The 20,379-nt window shown below is 63.0% G+C and carries 20 protein-coding genes; 9 read left to right on the forward strand and 11 right to left on the reverse strand.

What is annotated here, in order from left to right:
• Positions 1-40: 40 nt before the first annotated feature.
• From AC3RCM_RS11745 to AC3RCM_RS11760, 4 genes are all read right to left on the reverse strand, one after another.
• The gene (locus AC3RCM_RS11745; RefSeq protein WP_492629621.1) at positions 41-640 is read right to left on the reverse strand and encodes an START domain-containing protein; all 600 of its coding nucleotides are present in this window, start codon (positions 638-640) and stop codon (positions 41-43) included.
• 89 nt (positions 641-729) lie between these two features.
• Positions 730-1,566, reverse strand: coding sequence for a bifunctional allantoicase/(S)-ureidoglycine aminohydrolase (locus AC3RCM_RS11750; protein WP_003247865.1), 837 nt, complete (start codon positions 1,564-1,566; stop codon positions 730-732).
• A gap of 106 nt (positions 1,567-1,672) precedes the next feature.
• A complete protein-coding gene (locus AC3RCM_RS11755; protein ID WP_060545452.1) occupies positions 1,673-3,064 on the reverse strand; it encodes an LLM class flavin-dependent oxidoreductase in 1,392 nt (463 codons plus the stop codon).
• A 16-nt stretch (positions 3,065-3,080) separates the two neighbouring features.
• Positions 3,081-4,061: an aliphatic sulfonate ABC transporter substrate-binding protein gene (locus AC3RCM_RS11760; RefSeq protein ID WP_003247868.1), complete on the reverse strand. Its 981-nt coding sequence runs from the start codon at positions 4,059-4,061 to the stop codon at positions 3,081-3,083.
• 260 nt (positions 4,062-4,321) lie between these two features.
• Between AC3RCM_RS11760 and AC3RCM_RS11765 the strand changes: the two genes are divergently transcribed.
• Together AC3RCM_RS11765 and AC3RCM_RS11770 are read left to right on the forward strand one after the other, a co-directional pair.
• Positions 4,322-5,206, forward strand: coding sequence for an NHL repeat-containing protein (locus AC3RCM_RS11765; RefSeq protein ID WP_064493374.1), 885 nt, complete (start codon positions 4,322-4,324; stop codon positions 5,204-5,206).
• 148 nt (positions 5,207-5,354) lie between these two features.
• Positions 5,355-6,038, forward strand: a complete 684-nt coding sequence (locus tag AC3RCM_RS11770) for a TetR/AcrR family transcriptional regulator (protein ID WP_004577026.1) — start codon at positions 5,355-5,357, stop codon at positions 6,036-6,038.
• A gap of 38 nt (positions 6,039-6,076) precedes the next feature.
• Here the strand turns inward: AC3RCM_RS11770 and AC3RCM_RS11775 are convergent, their stop codons facing one another.
• Positions 6,077-7,084: a GlxA family transcriptional regulator gene (locus tag AC3RCM_RS11775; protein WP_004577025.1), complete on the reverse strand. Its 1,008-nt coding sequence runs from the start codon at positions 7,082-7,084 to the stop codon at positions 6,077-6,079.
• 161 nt (positions 7,085-7,245) lie between these two features.
• On the opposite strand from AC3RCM_RS11775, the gene AC3RCM_RS11780 reads away from it, so the two are divergent.
• Positions 7,246-7,716 (forward strand): hypothetical protein, encoded by a 471-nt coding sequence (locus AC3RCM_RS11780; RefSeq protein ID WP_004577024.1) that lies wholly within the window; start codon positions 7,246-7,248, stop codon positions 7,714-7,716.
• A 103-nt stretch (positions 7,717-7,819) separates the two neighbouring features.
• Positions 7,820-8,032: a PLDc N-terminal domain-containing protein gene (locus AC3RCM_RS11785; RefSeq protein ID WP_003247877.1), complete on the forward strand. Its 213-nt coding sequence runs from the start codon at positions 7,820-7,822 to the stop codon at positions 8,030-8,032.
• 44 nt (positions 8,033-8,076) lie between these two features.
• On the opposite strand, the gene AC3RCM_RS11790 is transcribed toward AC3RCM_RS11785, so the two are convergent.
• Positions 8,077-8,403, reverse strand: coding sequence for a hypothetical protein (locus AC3RCM_RS11790; RefSeq protein WP_003247879.1), 327 nt, complete (start codon positions 8,401-8,403; stop codon positions 8,077-8,079).
• A gap of 506 nt (positions 8,404-8,909) precedes the next feature.
• Here AC3RCM_RS11790 and AC3RCM_RS11795 point away from each other — a divergent pair.
• From AC3RCM_RS11795 to AC3RCM_RS11805, 3 genes are all read left to right on the forward strand, one after another.
• Entirely contained in the window at positions 8,910-9,332 is a 423-nt protein-coding gene (locus AC3RCM_RS11795; protein WP_064493375.1) for a RidA family protein, read from the forward strand.
• 144 nt (positions 9,333-9,476) lie between these two features.
• On the forward strand, positions 9,477-10,511 hold the full coding sequence (locus AC3RCM_RS11800) for an RHS repeat-associated core domain-containing protein (RefSeq protein WP_104887744.1): 1,035 nt from the start codon (positions 9,477-9,479) through the stop codon (positions 10,509-10,511).
• Between the two features lie 334 nt (positions 10,512-10,845).
• Entirely contained in the window at positions 10,846-11,718 is an 873-nt protein-coding gene (locus tag AC3RCM_RS11805; RefSeq protein WP_064493376.1) for a DMT family transporter, read from the forward strand.
• Here AC3RCM_RS11805 and AC3RCM_RS11810 read toward each other — a convergent pair.
• Together AC3RCM_RS11810 and AC3RCM_RS11815 are read right to left on the reverse strand one after the other, a co-directional pair.
• Positions 11,715-12,434 (reverse strand): TorF family putative porin, encoded by a 720-nt coding sequence (locus AC3RCM_RS11810; protein ID WP_003247889.1) that lies wholly within the window; start codon positions 12,432-12,434, stop codon positions 11,715-11,717. The two genes, AC3RCM_RS11805 and AC3RCM_RS11810, sit on opposite strands and share 4 nt — an antisense overlap.
• Positions 12,435-12,515: 81 nt before the next feature.
• Positions 12,516-12,767, reverse strand: a complete 252-nt coding sequence (locus tag AC3RCM_RS11815; protein ID WP_104887743.1) for a hypothetical protein — start codon at positions 12,765-12,767, stop codon at positions 12,516-12,518.
• A 245-nt stretch (positions 12,768-13,012) separates the two neighbouring features.
• Between AC3RCM_RS11815 and AC3RCM_RS11820 the strand changes: the two genes are divergently transcribed.
• Together AC3RCM_RS11820 and AC3RCM_RS11825 are read left to right on the forward strand one after the other, a co-directional pair.
• Positions 13,013-14,473: a DUF3300 domain-containing protein gene (locus AC3RCM_RS11820; protein ID WP_104887742.1), complete on the forward strand. Its 1,461-nt coding sequence runs from the start codon at positions 13,013-13,015 to the stop codon at positions 14,471-14,473.
• The gene (locus AC3RCM_RS11825) at positions 14,470-15,363 is read left to right on the forward strand and encodes a DUF2950 domain-containing protein (RefSeq protein ID WP_492629622.1); all 894 of its coding nucleotides are present in this window, start codon (positions 14,470-14,472) and stop codon (positions 15,361-15,363) included. The genes AC3RCM_RS11820 and AC3RCM_RS11825 overlap by 4 nt, the downstream gene beginning before the upstream one ends.
• Before the next feature lie 59 nt (positions 15,364-15,422).
• Here AC3RCM_RS11825 and AC3RCM_RS11830 read toward each other — a convergent pair whose 3' ends face one another.
• From AC3RCM_RS11830 to capB, 3 genes are all read right to left on the reverse strand, one after another.
• A complete protein-coding gene (locus AC3RCM_RS11830) occupies positions 15,423-16,379 on the reverse strand; it encodes an AraC-like ligand-binding domain-containing protein (protein ID WP_492629623.1) in 957 nt (318 codons plus the stop codon).
• A 148-nt stretch (positions 16,380-16,527) separates the two neighbouring features.
• Positions 16,528-18,612 carry a caprolactamase subunit alpha gene (gene capA / locus AC3RCM_RS11835; RefSeq protein ID WP_457251022.1) on the reverse strand — a complete coding sequence of 695 codons (2,085 nt, stop codon included), beginning with the start codon at positions 18,610-18,612 and terminating at the stop codon, positions 16,528-16,530.
• A 13-nt stretch (positions 18,613-18,625) separates the two neighbouring features.
• On the reverse strand, positions 18,626-20,305 hold the full coding sequence (gene capB / locus AC3RCM_RS11840; protein WP_492629687.1) for a caprolactamase subunit beta: 1,680 nt from the start codon (positions 20,303-20,305) through the stop codon (positions 18,626-18,628).
• Positions 20,306-20,379: the final 74 nt, after the last annotated feature.

Here is a 20,379-nt window from a genome sequence, read left to right on the forward strand (position 1 = left end):
TGCTGACCCTGCTGCAGTCGGTCTGCGGCCTGCCGGCACTTCAAGGTTGGCGCTCAGCCACCGCTCGCAACGTACGCAACGTCACCACCGGCGTATCCACCACAAACCGGTTGGCCAGCCACCCCGGCACATCTCCGGCAGGGGCGGCCTGCAACTGGTAGGTCACCTCGGTCACCCGGTCACCCAGCGGTTTCATCTGCCACACACCACTCAGGTGCTCTACCCGGATCAGGCCGTCAACCTTGGGGATCCTGTCGGGATCGGCGCTCAGGTGGCGCACCAGGGTACCGTCGACCAGGCGTTCGCTGGTCACTTTCAGCACGATGTCCCGCGGCCTCGCCGGCCAAGGCAGCTGGGTGGTCAGGTACACCCAGGTGTTGTCACCCTCCACATCCAGCAGCCGCATCTGGTCACAGGCGTACAGCCACTTGCAGGCCACCCGCAGGTTATCCAGCAGGTCAGTGAGCGTGCGCAGGCTGGCTTTCATGGTGCTGACACCACGAAATTGCTGGTAGGGCGAGTCGCCTGCATCTTTCAGGTACACGCGAATGCCTTCGCGGTCGTAGGCCAGGTGCCAGTCATCGGTGGCCAGGGCAGAGGCGCACAGCAGCAAGGCCGCGAGCAGCAGGCAGCGGTTCATGGCCGGTACCCTGCAGGGGTGGGTATTTCAGTATGCGCGGCAAACAGAAAGCCCGCCAGGTTGGCGGGCTTGCGGGCATCAGCCTGGGCTTAGCGCTTAGGGTTCAGTGTCAGGTGTACGTGACGGTTCACGTCCTTGTACAGCAGGTAGCTGAAGTTGCCTGGGCCGCCGGCGTAGCAGGCTTGCGGGCAGAAGGCGCGCAGCCACATGAAGTCGCCGGCTTCCACTTCGACCCAGTCCTGGTTCAGACGGTACACTGCCTTGCCTTCCAGCACGTACAGGCCGTGTTCCATCACGTGGGTTTCTGCGAACGGAATCACACCGCCGGGCTGGAAGGTGACGATGTTCACGTGCATGTCGTGGCGCATGTCGGCCATGTCGACAAAGCGGGTGGTTTTCCAGCGGCCTTCGGTGCCCGGCATCTCGATGACGGTGGCGTTGTCGCGGTGGGTGACGAAGGATTCCGGCACGTCCAGGCCTTCAACCTTCTGGTAGTGCTTGCGCAGCCAGTGGAAGGTGACGTTGGACTTGCTGTTGTTACGCAGGCTCCACTCGGCGCCCGGGGCCAGGAAGGCGTAGCCGCCAGGTACCAGGGTGTGGTGTTTGCCTTCGACGGTGATGTCCAGTTCGCCTTCGACGATGAACACCACGGCTTCCGCATCGGCGTCCAGCTCAGGGCGCTCGCTGCCGCCTTCCGGGGCCAGTTCGACGATGTACTGGGAGAACGTTTCGGCAAAACCGGTCAGCGGGCGGGCGATGACCCACATGCGCATCTTGTCCCAAAAGGGCAGGTGGCTGGTGACGATGTCACGCATCACGCCTTTAGGGATGACGGCATAGGCTTCGGTGAACATGGCACGGTCAGTCAGCAGCTCGGTTTGAGCCGGGTGCCCACCGTGGGGGGCGAAGTACGAATGGTTCGACATGGACGATCTCGACTTGTTGTTCTCTCCCCATGCCTTGAACCGCACCGGCCGGTGCGGCGCAGGGGATGTGGCCACAGAATAGGGTCGAGTGCGTGGCATCCACAAATTAAATGTTGGAATACCCGGTATTTGATCGCTGAATGCTGACCTGGCGCCCAACGTGCCGTTCGGGCAGCTGGCCGCCGCGGCCGAACAGCTTGTGGCGCAGGGGGCCCTCGGTGTAGCTCAGCGGGTAGCGGCCGCGCCGTTGCAGCTCGGGCACCAGCAGGTCGACTACATTGGCCAGGTCGTCCGGTTGCACGGCGTAGGTCAGGTTGAAACCGTCGATTCCGGTATGGTCCAGCCAGGTTTCCAGCTGGTCGGCCACCTCGCTGGCAGCGCCGATCAGCACGGGGCCGCGACCGCCGAGGCCAACGAACTCGGCGGCTTCGCGTACGGTCCAGCGGCGAGTGGGGTCGGCGGCGGTAAAGGCTGCCAGGGCAGCACGGCCAGCATCGTTCTCGACGTACTCGATCGGTGCATCGGGGTCGAGGCCGGCGAAGTCGATACCGGTCCAGCCTGACAGCAGCGCCAGGGCAGCGTCCAGGTCGACATAGCGGCGATAGTCGTTAAAGCGGGCCTCGGCTTCTTCCCGCGTGGGGGCGACAATCAACAGCGCCTGGGCGTAGATCAGCACTTCGTCACGGCCACGCCCGGCCGCTTCGCAGGCCTGGCGGATGCCGTCGGCGTAGCGGCGCAGCACCGTCGGCGTCGGCCCGCTGATAAACACGCATTCGGCATGCCGTGCGGCAAACTGCTGGCCGCGTGCCGACGCACCGGCCTGGAACAACACCGGGGTGCGTTGCGGCGACGGCTGGCAAAGGTGCATGCCGGGCACCTGGAAGTGCTCGCCCACATGGTTGATCGGGTGTACCCGCGAGGGTTCGATATAGCGCCCGCTTTCACGCTCCAGCAGCACAGCGTCGTCGTCCCAGCTTTTCTCCCACAGCTTGTACAGCACCTGCAGGTATTCCTCGGCCAGGTCATAGCGTTGGTCGTGGCCCAGTTGATGCGCCAGGCCGAGGTTGCGCGCAGCGCTGTCCAGATACCCGGTGACGATGTTCCAGCCGACCCGGCCATTGCTCAGGTGGTCGAGCGTGGACATGCGCCGGGCGAAGGGGTAGGGGTGTTCGTAGGTCAGCGAAAAGGTGACACCGAAACCCAGGTGCTCGGTCACCCCGGCCATTGCCGGCACCAGCAGCAGCGGATCATTGACCGGCACCTGCACGCCACCGCGCAGGGCGGCTTGCGGGCTGCCTTGATAGACGTCGTAGATACCCAGCACATCGGCGATGAACAGGGCGTCGAACAGGCCGCGCTCGAGCAGGCGGGCCAGGTCGGTCCAGTAACTCAGGCGGTTGAACGCCACACTGGTGTTGCGCGGATGGCGCCACAGCCCAGGGGACTGGTGGCTGGCAGCGTTCATGCTGAAGGCGTTGAAGCGGATCGGGCGAGGCATGGTCAGCGCGCTCCGTTCAAGGCAACACGGAAGCCGGGTAGACCGCTTCGGCCACCTGTAGCTTGCGTGGAATCAGGCCCAGGCCCTGGAAGGTGTCCGCCAGCTTCTGTTGTTCGGCAACGATCTGCGGGGTGATAGCGACGGCGTTGTAGTTGCGCCGTTCGCTGGCCACTTCCAGCACCTGGGTGCTGATCCCCAGCTGCGGTGCCAGCAGCGCGGCCACTTCGGCGGGCTTGGCGTTGGCCCACTGGCTGACCTTGCTCAGCTCGGCAAAGAAGGTTTTCAGCAGTGCACGGTGCTCGTCGGCATAGCGGGCTGTGGACAGGTAGAAGGTGCGGTTGTTGGACAGGCCGCTGCCGTCGCGCAGGTTTTTCAACCCTGGCTGGCTTTCTGCGGCGGCGAGGAACGGGTCCCAAAGGGTTACGGCCTGCACACTGCCCGATTGCAGGGCGGCCACGGCATCGGCGGCATTGTTGACGTAGGCGGGGGTAATGTCCTTGTAACTGAGGCCAGCCTGCTGCAGGGCTACGGCCAGCAGGTATTGGGCATTCCAGCCGCGGCCGGTGGCCACGCGCTTGCCTTTCAGGTCCTGCACACTGGCCAGGTGGTCCTGCTCGCGCACGACCAGGCCAATGCCGCGTGGGTAGGGTTGTTCGGCGGCCAGGTAGACCACAGGCTTGCCGGCGGCCTGGGCGAACACCGAGGGGGCATCGGCTGCGTGGCCGAGGTCGATGGCGCCGGTGCTCAGTGCCTCCAGTAGCTGGGGGCCTGCGGCGAACTCATGCCAGCTGACCTTCACACCTTGCGGTGCCAGGGCCTTCTCCAGGGCGCCGCTGCCTTTGAGGATGTTGATGCTGTTGAATTTCTGGTAGCCGATGCGCAGTGTCCTGGCGTCGTCGGCAATGGCTTCGGACCAGGGCAGCAGGGCGCTGGCGACGCTGGCCAGTAAACCGCCGATCAGCAGACGGCGTAATGGTGAGAAGGCATGTTTGGGCATAGGCATTGCTCCTTGAATCGGGTGAGAGGCGATCTGCCCAGACTAAGGAGGTGGCGTTTGGCTTTCAATTTATATATTCCAGTTTGTTAGATTGTTTAGTTATTTTTATATCCTTTTGTTTTTAGTAGCGGGGTGCCTATCGTTGTTGGAGGCGCCATGGGCTGAGATCGGCGGGTCCTGCAGCACCCGTTTGTGCAGCTTTCGACATTTTTTTCACATTCGCTTGCTAGGATCCGCAACGATTCCGAGGAGCCCCCTTCATGCCGCACATCCTGCGCAAGCGCAGCGCCCGCATCGCCTTGACTGCCACCTCCGGCCTGCTCGCGGCCACCTTGGGCTTCTTCGCGTGGCAAAGTTTCTACCCGGTTCAGGCCGCTACCGGCTGGGATGTTGAGGTGTTGCATCGCGACGTAACCAAAGCCGCCTCGCTGTTACCGCAAACGGATGGCAGCCTGCTGGTCAGCCGTGAACTGGATGACGGCCGGGGCAGCATCCTCAAGATCACGGCTACGGGCGAGCGCGTCGTGCTGATCGATAACCTGTCCAAGCCCGACGGTATGGTCGCGGCGCAGGGCGGCTGGGTGTTCAGCCAGGAAGGTGGCCTGGCACCTGTCAGCCTGTCCCGCGATGGCCAGGTCACCCAGCTGTTCGACGGCGAGAGCGTGCAAGGCCTCTGGAACGAAGGCAACTATCTTTATGCCATCGAAGACCGCAAGGGCAATGGTCGCCTGATGCGCTATGACTGGAGCAGCGGGCAGCTGGATGTACTGCGGTCCGGCCTGACCGAAACCGAAGGCCTGACCCGCTGCAGCGACGGCCGCCTGCTGTACACCGAAAAGGCCAATGGCAGGGTCCGCTCCCTGTCCGACGATGGCAGCGACCCGGTGGTGGTCGACGGTCTGCGTAACCCTACATTCTTGTATTGTGATCAACGTGGCTTATGGATCAGCGAGGACAACACACACCGTGCGCGCCTGCTGCGCATCGATGCCGATGGCAGCCAGCAAACGGTGCTGACTTTCCTCAAGGCTCCGCAGGCGATCATCGCCGATGGTATCGGGGGTTATCTGCTCGCTGAAGGTGGGCGTAACCGCGTGCTGCGCCTGACGCCCGCGCCGGCGCCCGCGACTGCCCAGCGTAACTGACTGTGCGCCTGGCTGATGATCAGTGCCTGCAGGCTGACCGCGCTGCTCGAGCCCAAGGCATCATGGCTACCCGACCAACAGCGTGCTTCCCTGCATGGCCGCGCTAACGGATAATCCCGGCATTCCAATAAACAGCCTGTGAGTGGGTATGAGTGATTCCGTAGTCGGCCTCGGCCAGCCTGAAACCGAAGGGGTGCGCAAAACGCGCAAGAACAACCCTGAGAAAACACGCGAGGACATCCTCCAGGCCGCCATCAACGAGTTCGTTCAGCAAGGGCTGGCCGGCGCCCGCGTCGACGCCATCGCCGAACGCACCGCCACTTCCAAGCGCATGATCTACTACTACTTCGGCAGCAAGGAGCAGCTGTATTGCGAGTGCCTGGTGAAGTTGTACGGGGATATCCGCAAGACCGAACAGAGCCTGGACCTGGAGTCGTTACCGGCTGAGCAGGCGATCCGCCGGCTGGTGGAGTTCACCTTCGATCACCATGACCGCAACGTCGATTTCGTGCGCATCATCTGCACCGAAAACATCCACTATGGCGAGTACGTCAAGCAGTCGCCGGCCATTCGCGAAATGAGCAGCCTGGTGCTGGAGGCCCTGGGCAACACCCTGCGCCGTGGCGTTCAGGAAGGCGTGTTCCGCGCCGGCATCGAGGTCATCGACCTGCACATGCTGATGAGCTCGTTCTGCTTCTACCGGGTGTCGAACCGCCATACGTTTGGCGAGATCTTCCAGATCGACCTGTCTGATGAGCAAATAAAGCTGCGCCACAAAGCCATGATCTGTGATGCGGTGTTGCGGTATATCCAGCTCGAGCCTCGTACCTGAGATTGCTCGAGCGCCTGGGCTGGCTCAAAGGGCCTCGGTCACTCGCCCAGCCGTTGCTCGCGCGACGGCGGGTAGCCGAAATACGCCGCATAGCACTTGCTGAAGTGCGACACCGAGACAAACCCGCAGGCCACTGCCACTTCCATCACCGACAGGTCGGAATACTGCAGCAGCCGGCGGCTCTTGGTGATGCGCAGCTCCATGTAATAGCGCCGGGGCGACGTGCCCAGCTGGGCCTGGAACAGGCGGTCGATCTGCCGCCGCGAGCGCCCGCTGTAGGCGGCCAGCTGGTCGAGGCTGAGGGTTTCCTCCAGGTTGTTCTCCATCAGCTCGACAATGGTGCGCAGGTGCAGGCTCATGGACTTCTTCGCCCCAGGACCCACCTGGCGGTAGCGCGCACCGGAGAATGACAGGATTTCCTCGACACCTTCGGCCAGGCCATCACCATACAGCCGGCGTACCAGGCCCAGCATCAGCTCCATGGCGCCATTGGGGCTGGCGGCGCTGAGGCGGTCACGGTCGAGGGTAAAGCTGGCCGGGGTGATGCGGGTTTGCGGGCTGCGCTCCGACAGGCTGGCACGTTGCTCGGGGTGGATGCTGCAACCGTAGTCGTCCAGCACCCCGGCACGGCCAAGGAACCAGGCGCCGTTCCACAAGCCGCCCAAGGCCATGCCGTGGGCCGCGCAATCGTCCAGCAGGCGATCGAGTTCCGGGTACTTGAGTGGTGTGCGCAAGCCGCCACAGACCACCAACAGGTCCAGCTCCTTCAGCGCCGCGGCGGACAGCTCGGTGGCCACCAGTTCCAGCCCCAGGTCGCTGAGCACCCGGTCGCCGTCCAGCGACAGCGGGGTGAACCGGAAGCTGTCGGCACGTAGCAGGTTGGCCGTGACCAGTACGTCCATGGCCACCGTGAAACTGGCCATCGAGAAGTGTTCGAGCAGGATAAAATCGACCCGATAGGGCGCCTGGGCATTGGCGCTGCTTGTTTTGAGCCGTAGCATGTTGCTGGTGCTGGTCTTTTGGCTGAACTGGCGTGGCGTGGGCACTCTGAACTCCGCTTCCTGGCTGGCCCGCAGAGTGTGGACGGTGCCCGGAGGAAAGACAATCTCCCCGGTGGCTGTGTCGTATTACAGGTCGTGTTCAGGCAAACCTGCCTGTCCTGGCGCTTTACCGCTATGCTGACCTCCCGTCATTGAGGATACCCCTGATGAGATATGCCGCTGTAGTGATGCTCAGCCTGTTGCCGTTGCTGGCCAACGCCCTGGAGCAGGGCGACAAGCTTGCCCCGTTCACACTGCTCGACCAGTACGACCAGGCCTACAGCCTTGCTGCCGACACGCAGATACTGCTGGTGGCGCGCGATATGGACGGTGCCAAGCTGGTCAAGGCGGCACTGGCCGAGCAGCCCAAGGGCTACCTGGAAGCACGCGCCGCTGTATTCGTGGCCGACATTCAGCGCATGCCTGCGCTGATCAGCAAACTCTTCGCTGTCCCGGCCATGCGCGATTACAGCTACCGGGTGCTGCTCGACCGTGATGGGCGAGTGGCCAGCCGTTACCCCGGGCAGGAGGGCCAGGTGCAGTGGTTGCAACTGCAGCAGGGCGTGCTGGTCAGCCAGCGGGCGTTCACCGATGCAGCGGCGTTGAAGGCTGCGCTGGAGAATGCACCACGGCAATAAGGCCTTTTCGCCGCGCCTGCAAAGAGGCGCGGTGAGTCAAATCAATCTGAACCCTCAGCGCTTGCAGCAACCCAATCCAATACATGCCATTGGGAGAGCGCTCATGGAAATCGGTACGATCTGGATCATCATCGCAGCCTTGGTCATTCTGCTGGAGATCTGGGCCATCTGGCACATCATCGGCAGTGAACGGCGCGCCGAGCGCAAGATGCTGTGGATCGTCTTCGTGGTCTACGCACCCTTCCCCGGTTTGCTGTTCTGGGCCTGGCGCGGGCCGCGGGCGGTGAAGGGCAGGGCGGTGCTGCAGGAAAAATGACGGTTTGCGGCCTCGGGCGCGGGGGCGCCCGAGGCCGTCGAGGGTCATTTGGGCAGGATGTCGAAACGCATGGCTGGCCCCAGCCCGTCCACCATCAGGCAGCCGTAGAACTTCACGGTGGACAGTACGCGCAGTTCCTTGAGCGCGTCATGGATGTAATCGCGGACCAGCTTTTCAGCTTCCCGCTTGCGGTCAGCGAGGGTGGTGCCATTGAGCGTGATCATGCCAAGCAGCGTGGTTTCAATGTGCTCGACGGTGTCCAGGCCGAGCTTTTCCCGCAGGTGCAGACGTGCCTGTGCCGCATCGGTTTCATCGCGTGGAGCGCTGTGCGGCTTGATGGTATAGGCCAGCTGAAAATCAAATTTGCTCATCGGTTTTTCCTTGTTGGTTAAAGGCCTCCATGCCTGGCTTTGCAATCTAGTGTGGTGTTTCACAAATAACGACCATAACTCGCGGCGCTTTTTGCGCTCATGCGGCGTTGTCGCTCCTCGCCGTAGCTGGGCTACGACTCGTCGCGACGCCTTGCCTGAGCGCAAAAATCGCTCGCGAGTTATTGGCCGTATTTGCAAAACACCACACTAGGCTCTGTACGAAAAGCCTTGATACTTGTTCATGCTGCGTTGAAAACAGCCTCGGAATGCTCATGTACTCCAGTACAGTCGGGCGCGACCCCGGCCGTTCCTCGGCTGTTTTCGCCTTGCCTGACCTGCGTCTCAAGACTTTTCGTACAGAGCCTACGGCCTGACAGCCACTGCGCAAACACACGCGTGGTTCCGACATGACGGTGTTTTGTACGAAATGCCCTACTTCGTGCTTGACCTCGAGTTAGCTTAAGGTCTGATACTCCGGCGCTCTTCCAACCGAGCAAGGGCTTGTCGTGACCTCATCAAGCGCATTCCAGCTAAGCAACCCCGAAGGCCTCTACGACCCCAGTGGCAACGCCTACTCCCATGTCGCCGAAGTGCGCGCTGACAGCCGTCTGCTGTTCATCGCCGGTCAGGGTGGGGAGGATAGCCAGGGCCAGTTGTCACCCGTGTTCGCCGAACAGGCCCGGCAGGCGCTGGCCAACCTGGAGCGGGCCCTGGCGTCGAAAGGTGCCAGCCTGGCCCAGGTGTTCAAGCTGACCCTGCTGATTGTCGAGCACTCCGAAGCGCGCCTGCACCAATGGGTGGCCGAGGCCGACAGGGCCTGGGGGGCGCACATGAAACCGACCTGCACGCTGATACCGGTGCCCCGACTGGCGCTGGACGGCATGCTGGTGGAGATCGAAGCAGTAGCCGCCGTCTTGCTCAAAACCTGAAAAGCCGGCGCGGTAGCCCGTAGGTGCGGGTTTACCCGCGAACACCGGCGTAGCCGGTGCCATAAGGCAGTGCCCTGTTAGTTTTACCAGTTGTTTTATCTCCATCAGCGCCTAAGATTCAGAGCGACATGCGGGAGCTAACAGATGGTCGACTCTGACAAAACTACGCACTTTTTCTTGCAACAGGGTAAAGTTCATACAGCTTTATCGGGTACATCAGCCATGGTGTGCGTTAGAGCGCAACCAGAGATAGTAGCCGAAACGCGGCTAGAGCAAGAATCTACACGCACGGCGTTATTGGCTACAGACGGAGTGCAGACCGTGGTCGTGGTCAAGTCTCAGGCGCAGGGGGAGTCGGTTGCCTACAATGCTTATGGCTATCACACCCCCCATGACATTCCTCCGCACCGGCCAGCATTCAATGGTCACTTGCTGGTGAACAGCCAGTATTTACTCGGTAATGGCTATCGCAGCTATAACCCTGCCTTGATGCGTTTTCACAGTCCGGACAGTTTCAGCCCCTTTGGCGCAGGTGGATTGAACTGTTATGCCTACTGTATGGACGACCCGGTCAACTTCAGTGACCCCGATGGGCATTCACCAAGATTGAGGTCAAACAGCCTGCCCGGGCTCAAGTCAGAGGCGAAGATGAATCGCATTGTGTCGGGGAGGGTTGAAAAAAGGCCAAGACGTAGTAGCGAAGGCTATTACATGTCGTCATCGCTCATGGATGAAACAGTGCAAGACATATTGAATGGGCAGCCGGGTTGGAACACCTCAGGCGCACCCGTACAAGGCAGCCTGCAGCGTGGTCAGGCATCAAGCTCTGGTCAGGTAAAGTCATCCTCGATGGCTGGTATGAGAGCAGGAAAAGGCACGGTGGCTTCGGACTCCTGGATCTATAGGCGCCAGAAGCTTGATAACACCGATATTGAAGAACTTAGGAGCTTCAATGCTGAGAGTAGGCATGTTTTTTTGGGTTTGGATCTAGAGAAGTCTCGTGAGCTGCGAACCATTACGATCGATGCTATGGCTGCAGGGATTAATGTGCGGAGAGCGCTTAAGGATAGTAAAATTCAGCCGACGCATTCAGCTGTTGTTAGGGTTGCAGATACTGTTTCACATGCTCTCAAAAGAATTCGTAGTAAGAGGGAGTCTACCAGTTGGCGCTCTGATTAATGTCGTAGTGGTCTGCGTGTCTGATTACTCTATTGCAGCAGTAGGGGGGCGTATGTCTACGTTTAGTCAGGTTTCAGACAGCCCGCAGAGCGAATTGGTGTGTGGGCGGGGCCATGCATAGGATCGCGAAAGTTTTAGGTACGCGCTGTACCGGTGGAAGCAACTGTCTTGCTCAAAACCTGAAAAGCCAGCGCGGTCGCCCGTAGGACCGGCTTTACCCGCGAACACCGGCGTAGCCGGTGCCATCCTCCACGGTGGATTCCTCCTTGTATATCGGTGCCGGTCCTGACTAAATGCCGCTATAACAACAATCCCACTCAGAGGTGACCACACCATGAGTACAGGCACGACCACGCTTACTGACCGCAAGACCAGCGCCTGGCTTTGGCCTGCCCTTTTCAGCCTGGTGGCGTTTGCCGCCAACTCGGTGTTCTGCCGGCTGGCGCTGAAAGACGGGGCCATCGACCCGGTATCCTTCACCATGGTACGCCTGGCCAGTGGCGCGCTGTTTCTGCTGTTGCTGATTCGCCTGCGCAAGCCGGTGCAGGCCATGGGTGGCAGTTGGTGGGGCGGCCTGGCCCTGTTCCTGTACGCGTTCCTGTTTTCTGCGGCGTACCTGCAACTGGGCGCAGGTGCAGGGGCGTTGTTGCTGTTCGGTGCCGTGCAGATCACCATGTTCGGCTTCGCGTGGTACAGGGGCGAACAGATCACTGTACGCATGCTGCTGGGCATGCTGATTGCCTTTGCCGGCCTGCTGGTGCTGCTGTTGCCCGGCGTGTCCGCGCCGCCGTTGGCCAGTGCCTTGCTGATGGCCCTGTCCGGTGTGGCCTGGGGGGTGTATACGCTACTGGGCAAAGGCTCGCCCAGGCCGCTGGCCGACACTGCCGGCAATTTTGCCCGCAGCTTGCCGTGCCTGGTGCTGCTGCTACCGATGCTGTTGCTGGGTGCCGGCCCGCACCTCACGCCACTTGGCTTGTTGTATGCCTTGGGTTCCGGTGTGCTGGCTTCTGGCGCAGGCTATGCCGTTTGGTATGGCGTGGTCAGGCAGATCAGTGCGCAACAGGCGGCGACCCTGCAACTGAGTGTGCCGGTGATTGCCGCCCTGGGCGGTGTTGCCCTGATTGGCGAACCGGTGTCGTTGCGCTTGTTGATCGCCTGTGTGGTGGTGTTGGGCGGTATTGCCCTGGCGCTGGCGCCGCGCCGTTAAAAAAAGCTGCGCTGGGCCTTGAGTGTGACCACGCTGTCGCAATAGGTATTGATGCCCGAATAGGCATCGCAGCTCGCGCCGCTCAGGCTGGAGTTGCTGTAGATCAGGTTCAGGTCGATGCCCAGCCAGGGCCGCGACAGCTCCAGTGACCAATCGGAAAAGGTATTCACCTGGCTGCCATCGCCAATGGTGAACGGCGTGCCCAGGCGGTGGTGGGCGAGCTTGACGGTGAAGTCGACGTCGAACATCGGCAGATGGCCGAAGTCGGCGAATAGCGTGCCCGTGCGGTTGTCGGGGTTGTCGCGCAGCGCCCCGCCGAAGCGGCTGCCCAGCACCGAAATCCCCCCATACAGGGCGTAGCTGTCGGGGCCTGCGATATTGGGCTGACTGTAATGGATCAACCCTACCTCATAGCCCAGGCTGCTGTCGAAATGGTGCTTGTAGCCCAGGTAGCTGTCCAGGCGCAGGGTCGAGTCGGGGGTGACGCCCATGCTTGGGGCGTACTGGCCCAGGTACCAGCCATTGGGGTGGCTGAGGTCGAGCCCGCCATGGAATGCGCCAACGGCACTGGGTGAGATAAGCCCTTGCGCCATGCTGCGTGAGGGGGTGGTGCCGAGTGTGAAGTCGAAATCGCCCAGTTGGCGTTTCATCTGCTGGGCTTGCGACGCGGGGCTTAAAAGCAGTGCAGCACTCAGCAACAGAAGGGGCCTGATCATGGTCTCCGTCCTGGAAGGCTTGCGGTTGAGCGGTAGAGGATACCTGCGCAAGTGGAGGGAGGGAACCGCCGGCTAGCCCGTTCAGCCTTTGGTTGAAGGTTCAGCGTCGGCAGCTTCGGTCACGGCAGGCAGGTTACCGGCACGCAGGATGACCCGCCGTTGCTGCTCGTAATTGTCCAGCGACAGGCCGCGGCGCTGTAAGGCTTCCAGTTGCAACTGGCGGGTTTCCTCGGCGGTGTACGGGCGCAGTTCAGGGTGGCTGGCACAGCCGCTGATCACGGCGATGGCAAAAGCGACAAGGGTGGCGGACAGCTGGCGGGCCAAGGTATTCATCGGTTAGCTCCAGGGCAGTCTAGGAAGCAGCGTGGGGATGGCGCTAGGTTATGCGGCCACAGTGTTCGGTAGAAATTGCCCTGCTCGATAGTGACTATCGACGGTTCCGGCGAAGCCCACCTATAGACTCGAACGCATCAACCATCCCACCGTTGAAGCGCGAAAAGTTTGCGTCGTCTCGTCTGGTCAAAAGCACCGCCATTGCTACCCTTAACCCACGCGGTCTGACCTTGTGGGGATAAGCGATGCGCATGCCATTGTTTGCTGTCCTGTCGGCACTGCTTTGCCTGAGCGCTGCCCCGGGCCTGGTGCTGGCCGAAGACGTGCCCGCGCCGGATCCGGCGCCATCCGCTGCCACGCCCGTGGCCAAGGACCCGGTGTTCTCCCAGGAGCAACTGGACCAGATGCTGGCCCCCATTGCCTTGTACCCTGATCAGTTGCTGGCTCAGGTGCTGATGGCGTCAACCTACCCGGGGCAGGTCAATGAGGCCGTGACCTGGTCCAAGGCCAACCCCAAGGCCACCGGTGACGATGCAGTCAGGCAAGTGGCCAAGCAGCCCTGGGACCCTAGCGTACAGGCACTGGTGGCCTTCCCGCAGGTGCTGGCAACGCTTGGCCAGGACCCGGTCTGGGTGCAGCGCCTGGGCGATGCTTTCCTCGCTCAGTCCGATGATGTCATGGGCAGCGTGCAGCGTTTGCGCCACCAGGCGCAGGCTGCCGGCAATCTGCAGAGCAGCCAGTACCAGAACGTAACCGTGCAGACCGCACCTGCGCCAGCCGCCAGCGGCAGTAGCACCCAAGGGGCAGCGGCCAGCAGCCCGCCCACCACCATCGTCATCGAGCCGGCCGACCCGCAAGTGGTGTATGTGCCTAGCTATAACCCGACCACCACCTATGGCACCTGGGCCTACCCTGCCTCGCCCCCGGTGTATTACCCGCCGCCGCCCATGTACTACCCCGGTTCCGCGCTGGTGGCCGGCCTGGCCTTCGGTACCGGCGTGGCAATTGTCGCCTCGCTGTGGGGCGATTGCGACTGGGACAACAATGACATCGACATTGACGTCAACCGCTACAACAACCTCAACGTCAACAACCGCATCACCAACAACCAGAACAAATGGCAGCACAATGCCGCCAACCGCGACGGGGTGCCATACCGCGATTCTCGCAGCCGTCAGCAGTACGGCCGCCAGCTGGACGGTGCCACTCAGCGCACCGCGTTCCGCGGCGACGACGCCCAACGGGCCCAGGCCCGAGACAAAGCCAGGGCATCGATGGACCGCGCAGGTATCGAACGGCCGGCTACCAGTAACCGTCAGGCCCGCGAGCAAATGCGCGAGGCCAAGGCAGGCAATCCTGACGGCAACCGCATGCCGTCCCGTGATGATGGCGCGCGGGCGACTGACCGTCGGCAGGAAACCCGCAACGTCCAAGGCCGCCAGCAGAACGGCAACCTGGCCAATCAACGGCGGCAGGGCGACGGCCAGGCGCGGCCGCTGGCGCAGAGCCGTCCTGCCAATACGGCAGGCCGTGCCCGCAACAATGCTTTCGACGGCGTGCGCTCACCGTCGCGCACCAGCGCGCAGGCCAACCGCGGCCGTACCAGCCAGTCGTTCGCTCAGCGGCCTGGTGCGTCGCGTGCCGCCGGGCACCCGATCTCCCGGCCCAGTGCGCCCGCGCGTCGCGGCGCAGGAGGCCGTCGATGAAGCGCCCGACACTCGCTGCATTGCTGCTGACGGCAGGTCTGGCCTGGTCGTTCATGGCCGCTGCCCAGCAAGCCTTCCCAACGCCGGAGAAGGCCGTGGAAGCCTTTGTCGCGGCGCTGGGCCAGGAAAAACCTGATGAAGCCCGCCTGGCCCAGTTGCTGGGCGATGACTGGCGCACCTACATACCGCGCGGTGGTGTGCAACGCAGCGATGTGGATACCTTTCTCGAGCAGTATCGCGCACAGCACAGCATCGACATGTCAGGCGAGGGCAAGGCCATCCTGGCAGTGGGCACCGGCCACTGGACCTTGCCCATACCGCTGACCAGAACCAGCCAGGGCTGGCGCTTCGACCTCAAGGCGGGCAGTGCCGAAATTCGCGCCCGTCGCATCGGGCGCAACGAGCTGGGTGTTCTGCAGTCGCTGCTGGCCTATCACGATGCGCAAATGGACTACGCCACCCAGGACCACAACGGAGATGGTGCGCTGGAGTACGCACAGAAGATTTTCAGCGAGCCGGGCAAGCATGACGGGCTGTATTGGGATGACAATGGCGACGGTGACGTCAGCCCGTTGGGCCCGCTGTTCGGCCAGGATGTGGTCGGTGACGCCTGGTATGGCTACCACTTCCGCATCCTGGACGCACAGGGCCCATCCGCCCCGGGCGGTGCCTACAGCTACCTGATCGGCAACCAGATGAGCCGTGGCTTCGCCATGGTCGCCTGGCCGGCCAGGTACGACGACACCGGGGTGATGAGCTTCATGATCAGCCATGACGGCCAAGTGTTCGAGAAAGACCTCGGGCCGCATGGCGACAGGCTGGCGAAGGAGATGAAACGCTTCGACCCGGACGACAGCTGGAAAGTGGTGGATGTGGTGGCGGGGGATTGAGCCCGCCAAGCCAACGCGACGGTGCCCCTGTGGAAGCGGGCAATTTTCCGTTGTTGTGATCAGTGCGTACGCGTAGCCCGCACCTCGCTCGCCGTGCACCCATACTGCTGGCGGAACGCGCGGGTGAATTGCGCCTGGTCGGCAAAACCCCAGCGAAATGCCAGTTCGCCGATGGCCAGGTGGCAATGCGGGTCAAGCAGTTGTCGGTGCACGGCCTCCAGGCGTTGACGGCGTACCCACTCGCCAAGGGTGTAGGGCGTGATCGCGAACAGCTTGTGCAGATAACGCAGCGACAGCCCACAGGCGCTGGCGATGGTTTGTGGCGACAGCTCGGGGTCACCCAGGTTTTGCTGCACGTACTGCTCGACCCGCGTCAGGTGCAGGGTGCTGAGGTTGCTGCCTTCGCTGCCCAGCACGCGCTCATCCTGTTGCAAGGCCAGCAGCAGGGTGGCGGAGGCCTGTTCCAGCAGTAAATGCCGGGCTGCCGGGGGGCTGGTGTCGAAATGGCGGGCACACAGGTCGAGTTGCTCGACGAAGATACGCCCCAGGCCCTGACGGGCATCGAAGCAATGCCGGGTATAGCGCTTGTGCCCCAGCAGGTTGGCCTTGAGCGCGCGCTCGGGCAGCTTGAGCACCCACAAGTCGTTCTGCGTGCCGTAGTGGAAGCGATAGGGTGCATCGCCGCGCTCGACGATGAAACCGCCCGGGCTGCAACTGATCTGGTGGCCGTCCTGTTCAAAGTGCACCTCGCTGCCATGCGGCACGGTCACCAGGTAGAACGCTTCATGGTCCTGGCCGATGTGCGCGTTGCTGCGCGAGTAACCCAGCTGGCTGGACCGCAGGCGCGACAGGCTGAGCGGTGTGCTCGGCGTACTCCAGCGCTGCAGGTGGCCATCGAACGGCTGTCCGGCAGCAAATTCAAGGCTCAGCGGAAAATAGGTGTCACTGATGGCTTCGGCCCAGCGTACCTGGCGCTCTGGCTGTGGCCAGCCGTGGGTCGAGAGTTCTGTGGGCATGGTGGGTCCTTTTTCAAAGAGGGCAGCATTGAAAAAAGGAACTGCAGGCAAGCTACTCAAGCAGCTCTTGTTATTGTACGAACCGCCCGGCAGCGCAAAACTGCCGGGCGGTTGTCAGGCCCATGATCGGCGCGCGCCGACCCCAAGATCAACCCCCGCGTGTCACCCGGTAGGTGGCCGAAGGCTCCAGGCGCGCCTGCCAGCCGGGTGGCAGGACAATGTTGGTGGTGTCTTCCTCGATCACACAGGGGCCATGCACGGTCTGCCCTGGCAACAGGTGGTTGCCGTTGAACACCGGTGTGGGCTGCCATTCACCGTCGGCACTGAACAGCATCGGGCGGACGGATTGCGCGGTGGGGGCGGGGGGCTCGGCCGGCCCCTGCAGCTCGGGTTGCGGCGGGCGTGGCAGGTGGCCGATCACCGAGCACTCCAGGTTCACCAGCTCCACCGGGCTGTCGGGTTCGCTGTACGAGTACAGGGTCTGGTGGCGGCTGTGGAAGCGGCTGACCAGCGCGGCCAGCCCTGCCTCGTCCAGGCTGTGCTGCTGCAGGTCCACACTGCACTCATGAATTTGCCCCAGGTAGCGCATCTCCAGGGTGTAGTGGCAGCTGCTGGCCTGGTCGCCAAAACCGTCTTCGCGCAGATTGGCCAGGCCTTGCTGGCGCAGTTCGGTGAGGGTCTGGTTGAGTTGCGCCAGGTCGACGTGCCCGGCGTCCAGGCGCATCGACAGGCTGGTGAGCTGGTCGTAGCGCACGTCGGACAGGATCTGGCCGAACGCACACAAGCCCGAGGCCACCTTGGGGATCAGCACGGTGTGCATGCCGATTTCTTCGGCCAGGCGCACCACGTGCATGCCCGCCGCACCGCCTGCGCCGATCAGGGCGAAGTCACGCGGGTCGTGACCGCGCTCGATCGATACGCGGCGGATGCCGTTGACCATGTTCAGGTTGACCAGGGTGGTGATGCCGAATGCCGCGCGTTCCACACTGATGCCCAACGGTTCGGCGATCGTGCTCCGGATGGCGTCCAGCGCGGCCTGGCGGTTCAGGCGGATACTGCCGCCCAGCAGTGCGCCGTCGGGCAGGTAGCCAAGTGCCAGGTTGGCGTCGGTGACCGTGGGTTCGTGGCCACCCTTGCCGTAGCACACCGGCCCAGGCATGGCGCCGGCGCTGCGCGGTCCGACCTGGAGCATGCCAAACTCGTCCAGGTGGGCGATGGAGCCACCGCCGGCACCCAGGGTCTCCACCTGGATCATCGGCACGCCGATGCGCTGGCGCAGGAAGTCCACGTCCTTGCTGAAGTTGGTGCGTCCGGCGTTGGTCAGGGTGATGTCGAACGAGGTGCCGCCCATGTCCACGGTAATGACGTTGTCGATACCGAACGGCCTCGCTACTGCCAACCCGGCTTGTGGTGCCGAGGCCGGACCGGAGTTGATCGCGTTGACGGCGCGCTCACGCATCAGGTGCCCGGGCGCCAACCCGCCGTTGGACTGGAAGTAGCGTACTGGCTGCTGTGCGCCAAGTGCCTGAAACAGGCTGTCGATGCGCGCCACGTAACGTGCCATTACCGGGCTGAGGTAGGCGTTGACCACGGTGGTGGAGGTGCGGGTGTATTCGCGAATCTGCGGGAACACCTCGCAGCCGGTGCAGACGAACACCTCGGGCAGGGCAGCCCGTACCAGTTCGGCGGCCCGTTGTTCGTGGCTGGGGTTGCGCACCGACCACAGGAAGGAAATGGCCACGGCCTGCACGCCTTCGGCACGGAAGTAGTCGATGGCGGCATGGATGGCGGCTTCGTCCAGCGGGCTGTGCTCACGGCCATCGCCAAGGATTCGGCCACCGATCGGGCGGCGCAGGTGGCGTGGGGCAAGCATGTGTGCCGGCGGGTAGTGGGCGTCGTAGCGGTGGCCCTCTTCCTTGTGGCCCAGGCGGATTTCCAGGCTGTCCTCGTGCCCCTCGGTGCACAGCAGGCCCACCTTGACCCCGGTGCGCTCGATCAGCGCGTTGAGGGCCACGGTGGTGCCGTTGATGCACAGGTCACAGTTGGCGATCAGTTCGGCCGGGCTGCGCCCGGTGGCGTCAGCAATCTGTGCCAGGCCAGCGCGAATGGCCAAGGTGCCGTCCTGCGGCGTGGAGGGGGCCTTGAACAGCTGCACGCCGCCGTCGCGATCGGCCAGGATGAAATCGGTGAAAGTGCCGCCGGCGTCTACGCCCAGGCGATATTGGTTACGCATGCGTGTTCTCCGGTTAGCGCGGGGCGCGGGCAAGGTGGGTGGCTGTTTCGTCCAATTGGCCATCGGCATCGAGGACCACGCCATATTCCAGGGCTGCGCCTTGTGGCGAGACCAGGCCGTTGCGCACGTCCTCCAGTACTGCTGCGACCCGACGGCGCAGTGGGTCGCCGTAGCCACCACCCCCTGGGTTGATGTTGATGATGCGTTCGCCGGGCTGCAGGGTGAGCATGGGGTTCTGCGTGTAGTGGTCTTCGCGGCCATCGGCATGGCGATGGATCAGCCGGCCCAGTTTGGGCTCGAGCAGGGCATTGCGAGCCCCGGCGGCACCAGCGGTGGGCAACTGGCGGCCCTCGCCGAAGCCGACCACGGTCATGGCGTGGTCCAGTGGCTCGATCTCCAGGCGGGTGCCCGAACCCCCGCGTAACTCACCGGCGCCACCACTGTCGGCCATCAGGCTGTAGCGGTGGATCAGCACCGGATAAGCGTGTTCGAGCAGCTCGATGTCACCGCTCATCAGCGCCCCGAAGCAGCACAGCGGGCCGCAGGCGTGCCAGCCATCCATCACCTTGTTGGCACCGGCACCGGAAATGATCGAGGCCAGCACCATCGTCACGTACTCGCTATTGCCGTTGCGCGGGTCGCGGCCGGCAATGTTGATGCCGCTGGTATGCCCCCAGGAGGCCGTAACCCGCTGTGGCGAGGCCTGTTCCAGCGCAGTGCGCACGGCATCGGCGAGGGTTTCCATCGGCGTGGTGGTGCAATTGACGTGGGGCGCGGGTTCCTCGGCATTGCACAGCGTACCCCTGGGGCCGGCATCGACCGTTACGCAGCGATACAGGCCTTCGTTGTAAGGCGGCGCCACCTGGGCGAACATCATCAGCCCCAGGTAAACCCCGGATACCGAGTTGCCCTCATAGGAATTGATGAAGTACGGCACCTGCGGCGGGCTTTCGATGCGCACATGGGCCTGGTCGCCACGGATCTGCACATGGGCGGTGATGGCCAGTTCACCCAGGCCGTGGCCGGCATCTTCGAGCACGGCGGTGCCGCTGTAGTCACCATCCGGCACATCGCGCAACAGCGCCCGCATGTGTCGGTCGGCCATGTTCTTCAGCTCGGCGATGCAGGCACGCACCTGTGCCACGCCGTATTTGTCCAGCAGCTCCAGCAAGTGCCGCTCGCCGACCTTGCAGGCGCCATACTGGGCATTGAGGTCGCCTTCCTGATAGGGGCGGGCGCGCATGTTGGTGAGCATGAAGTTGATCACGTCCTCACGACGCTTGCCCTTTTCCCACAGCTTGACCGGTGGAATGCGCAGGCCTTCGGCATAGATCTCCTTGGCATCGGGGTTGTAGCCCGCCGGCACCGGGCCGCCGATGTCGGTCAGGTGGCCCTTGCAGACGGTCCAGAACACCAGCTCGCCCTGGTAATACACCGGTTTGTACATGCAGCAGTCGAGAATATGGCTGCCCTTGTAGGCGGGGTCGTTGTGGTAGATCACGTCGCCTTCGGCGATGTCGTCGCCGAAGAACTCGGCCACGCATTTCATGGCCGGTATCAGCGAGCCCAGGTGGATGGGAATGTCCTGGCCCTGCAGGATCATTTCCGGCAAGTGGTCGAACAGCGAGTTGGAATAGTCGTGTGCCAGGTTGAACACACTGGAGCGCCCGGTCTTTTCCAGGGTCAGGGTCATTTCGCGTTGCGCTGTCTCCAGCGCACCCCGGACAACCGCAAGGGTGATCGGATCTACTGTCTGCATAGGTCACC

It is taken from the genome of Pseudomonas sp. GW823-FHT05G12 (assembly GCF_058795575.1).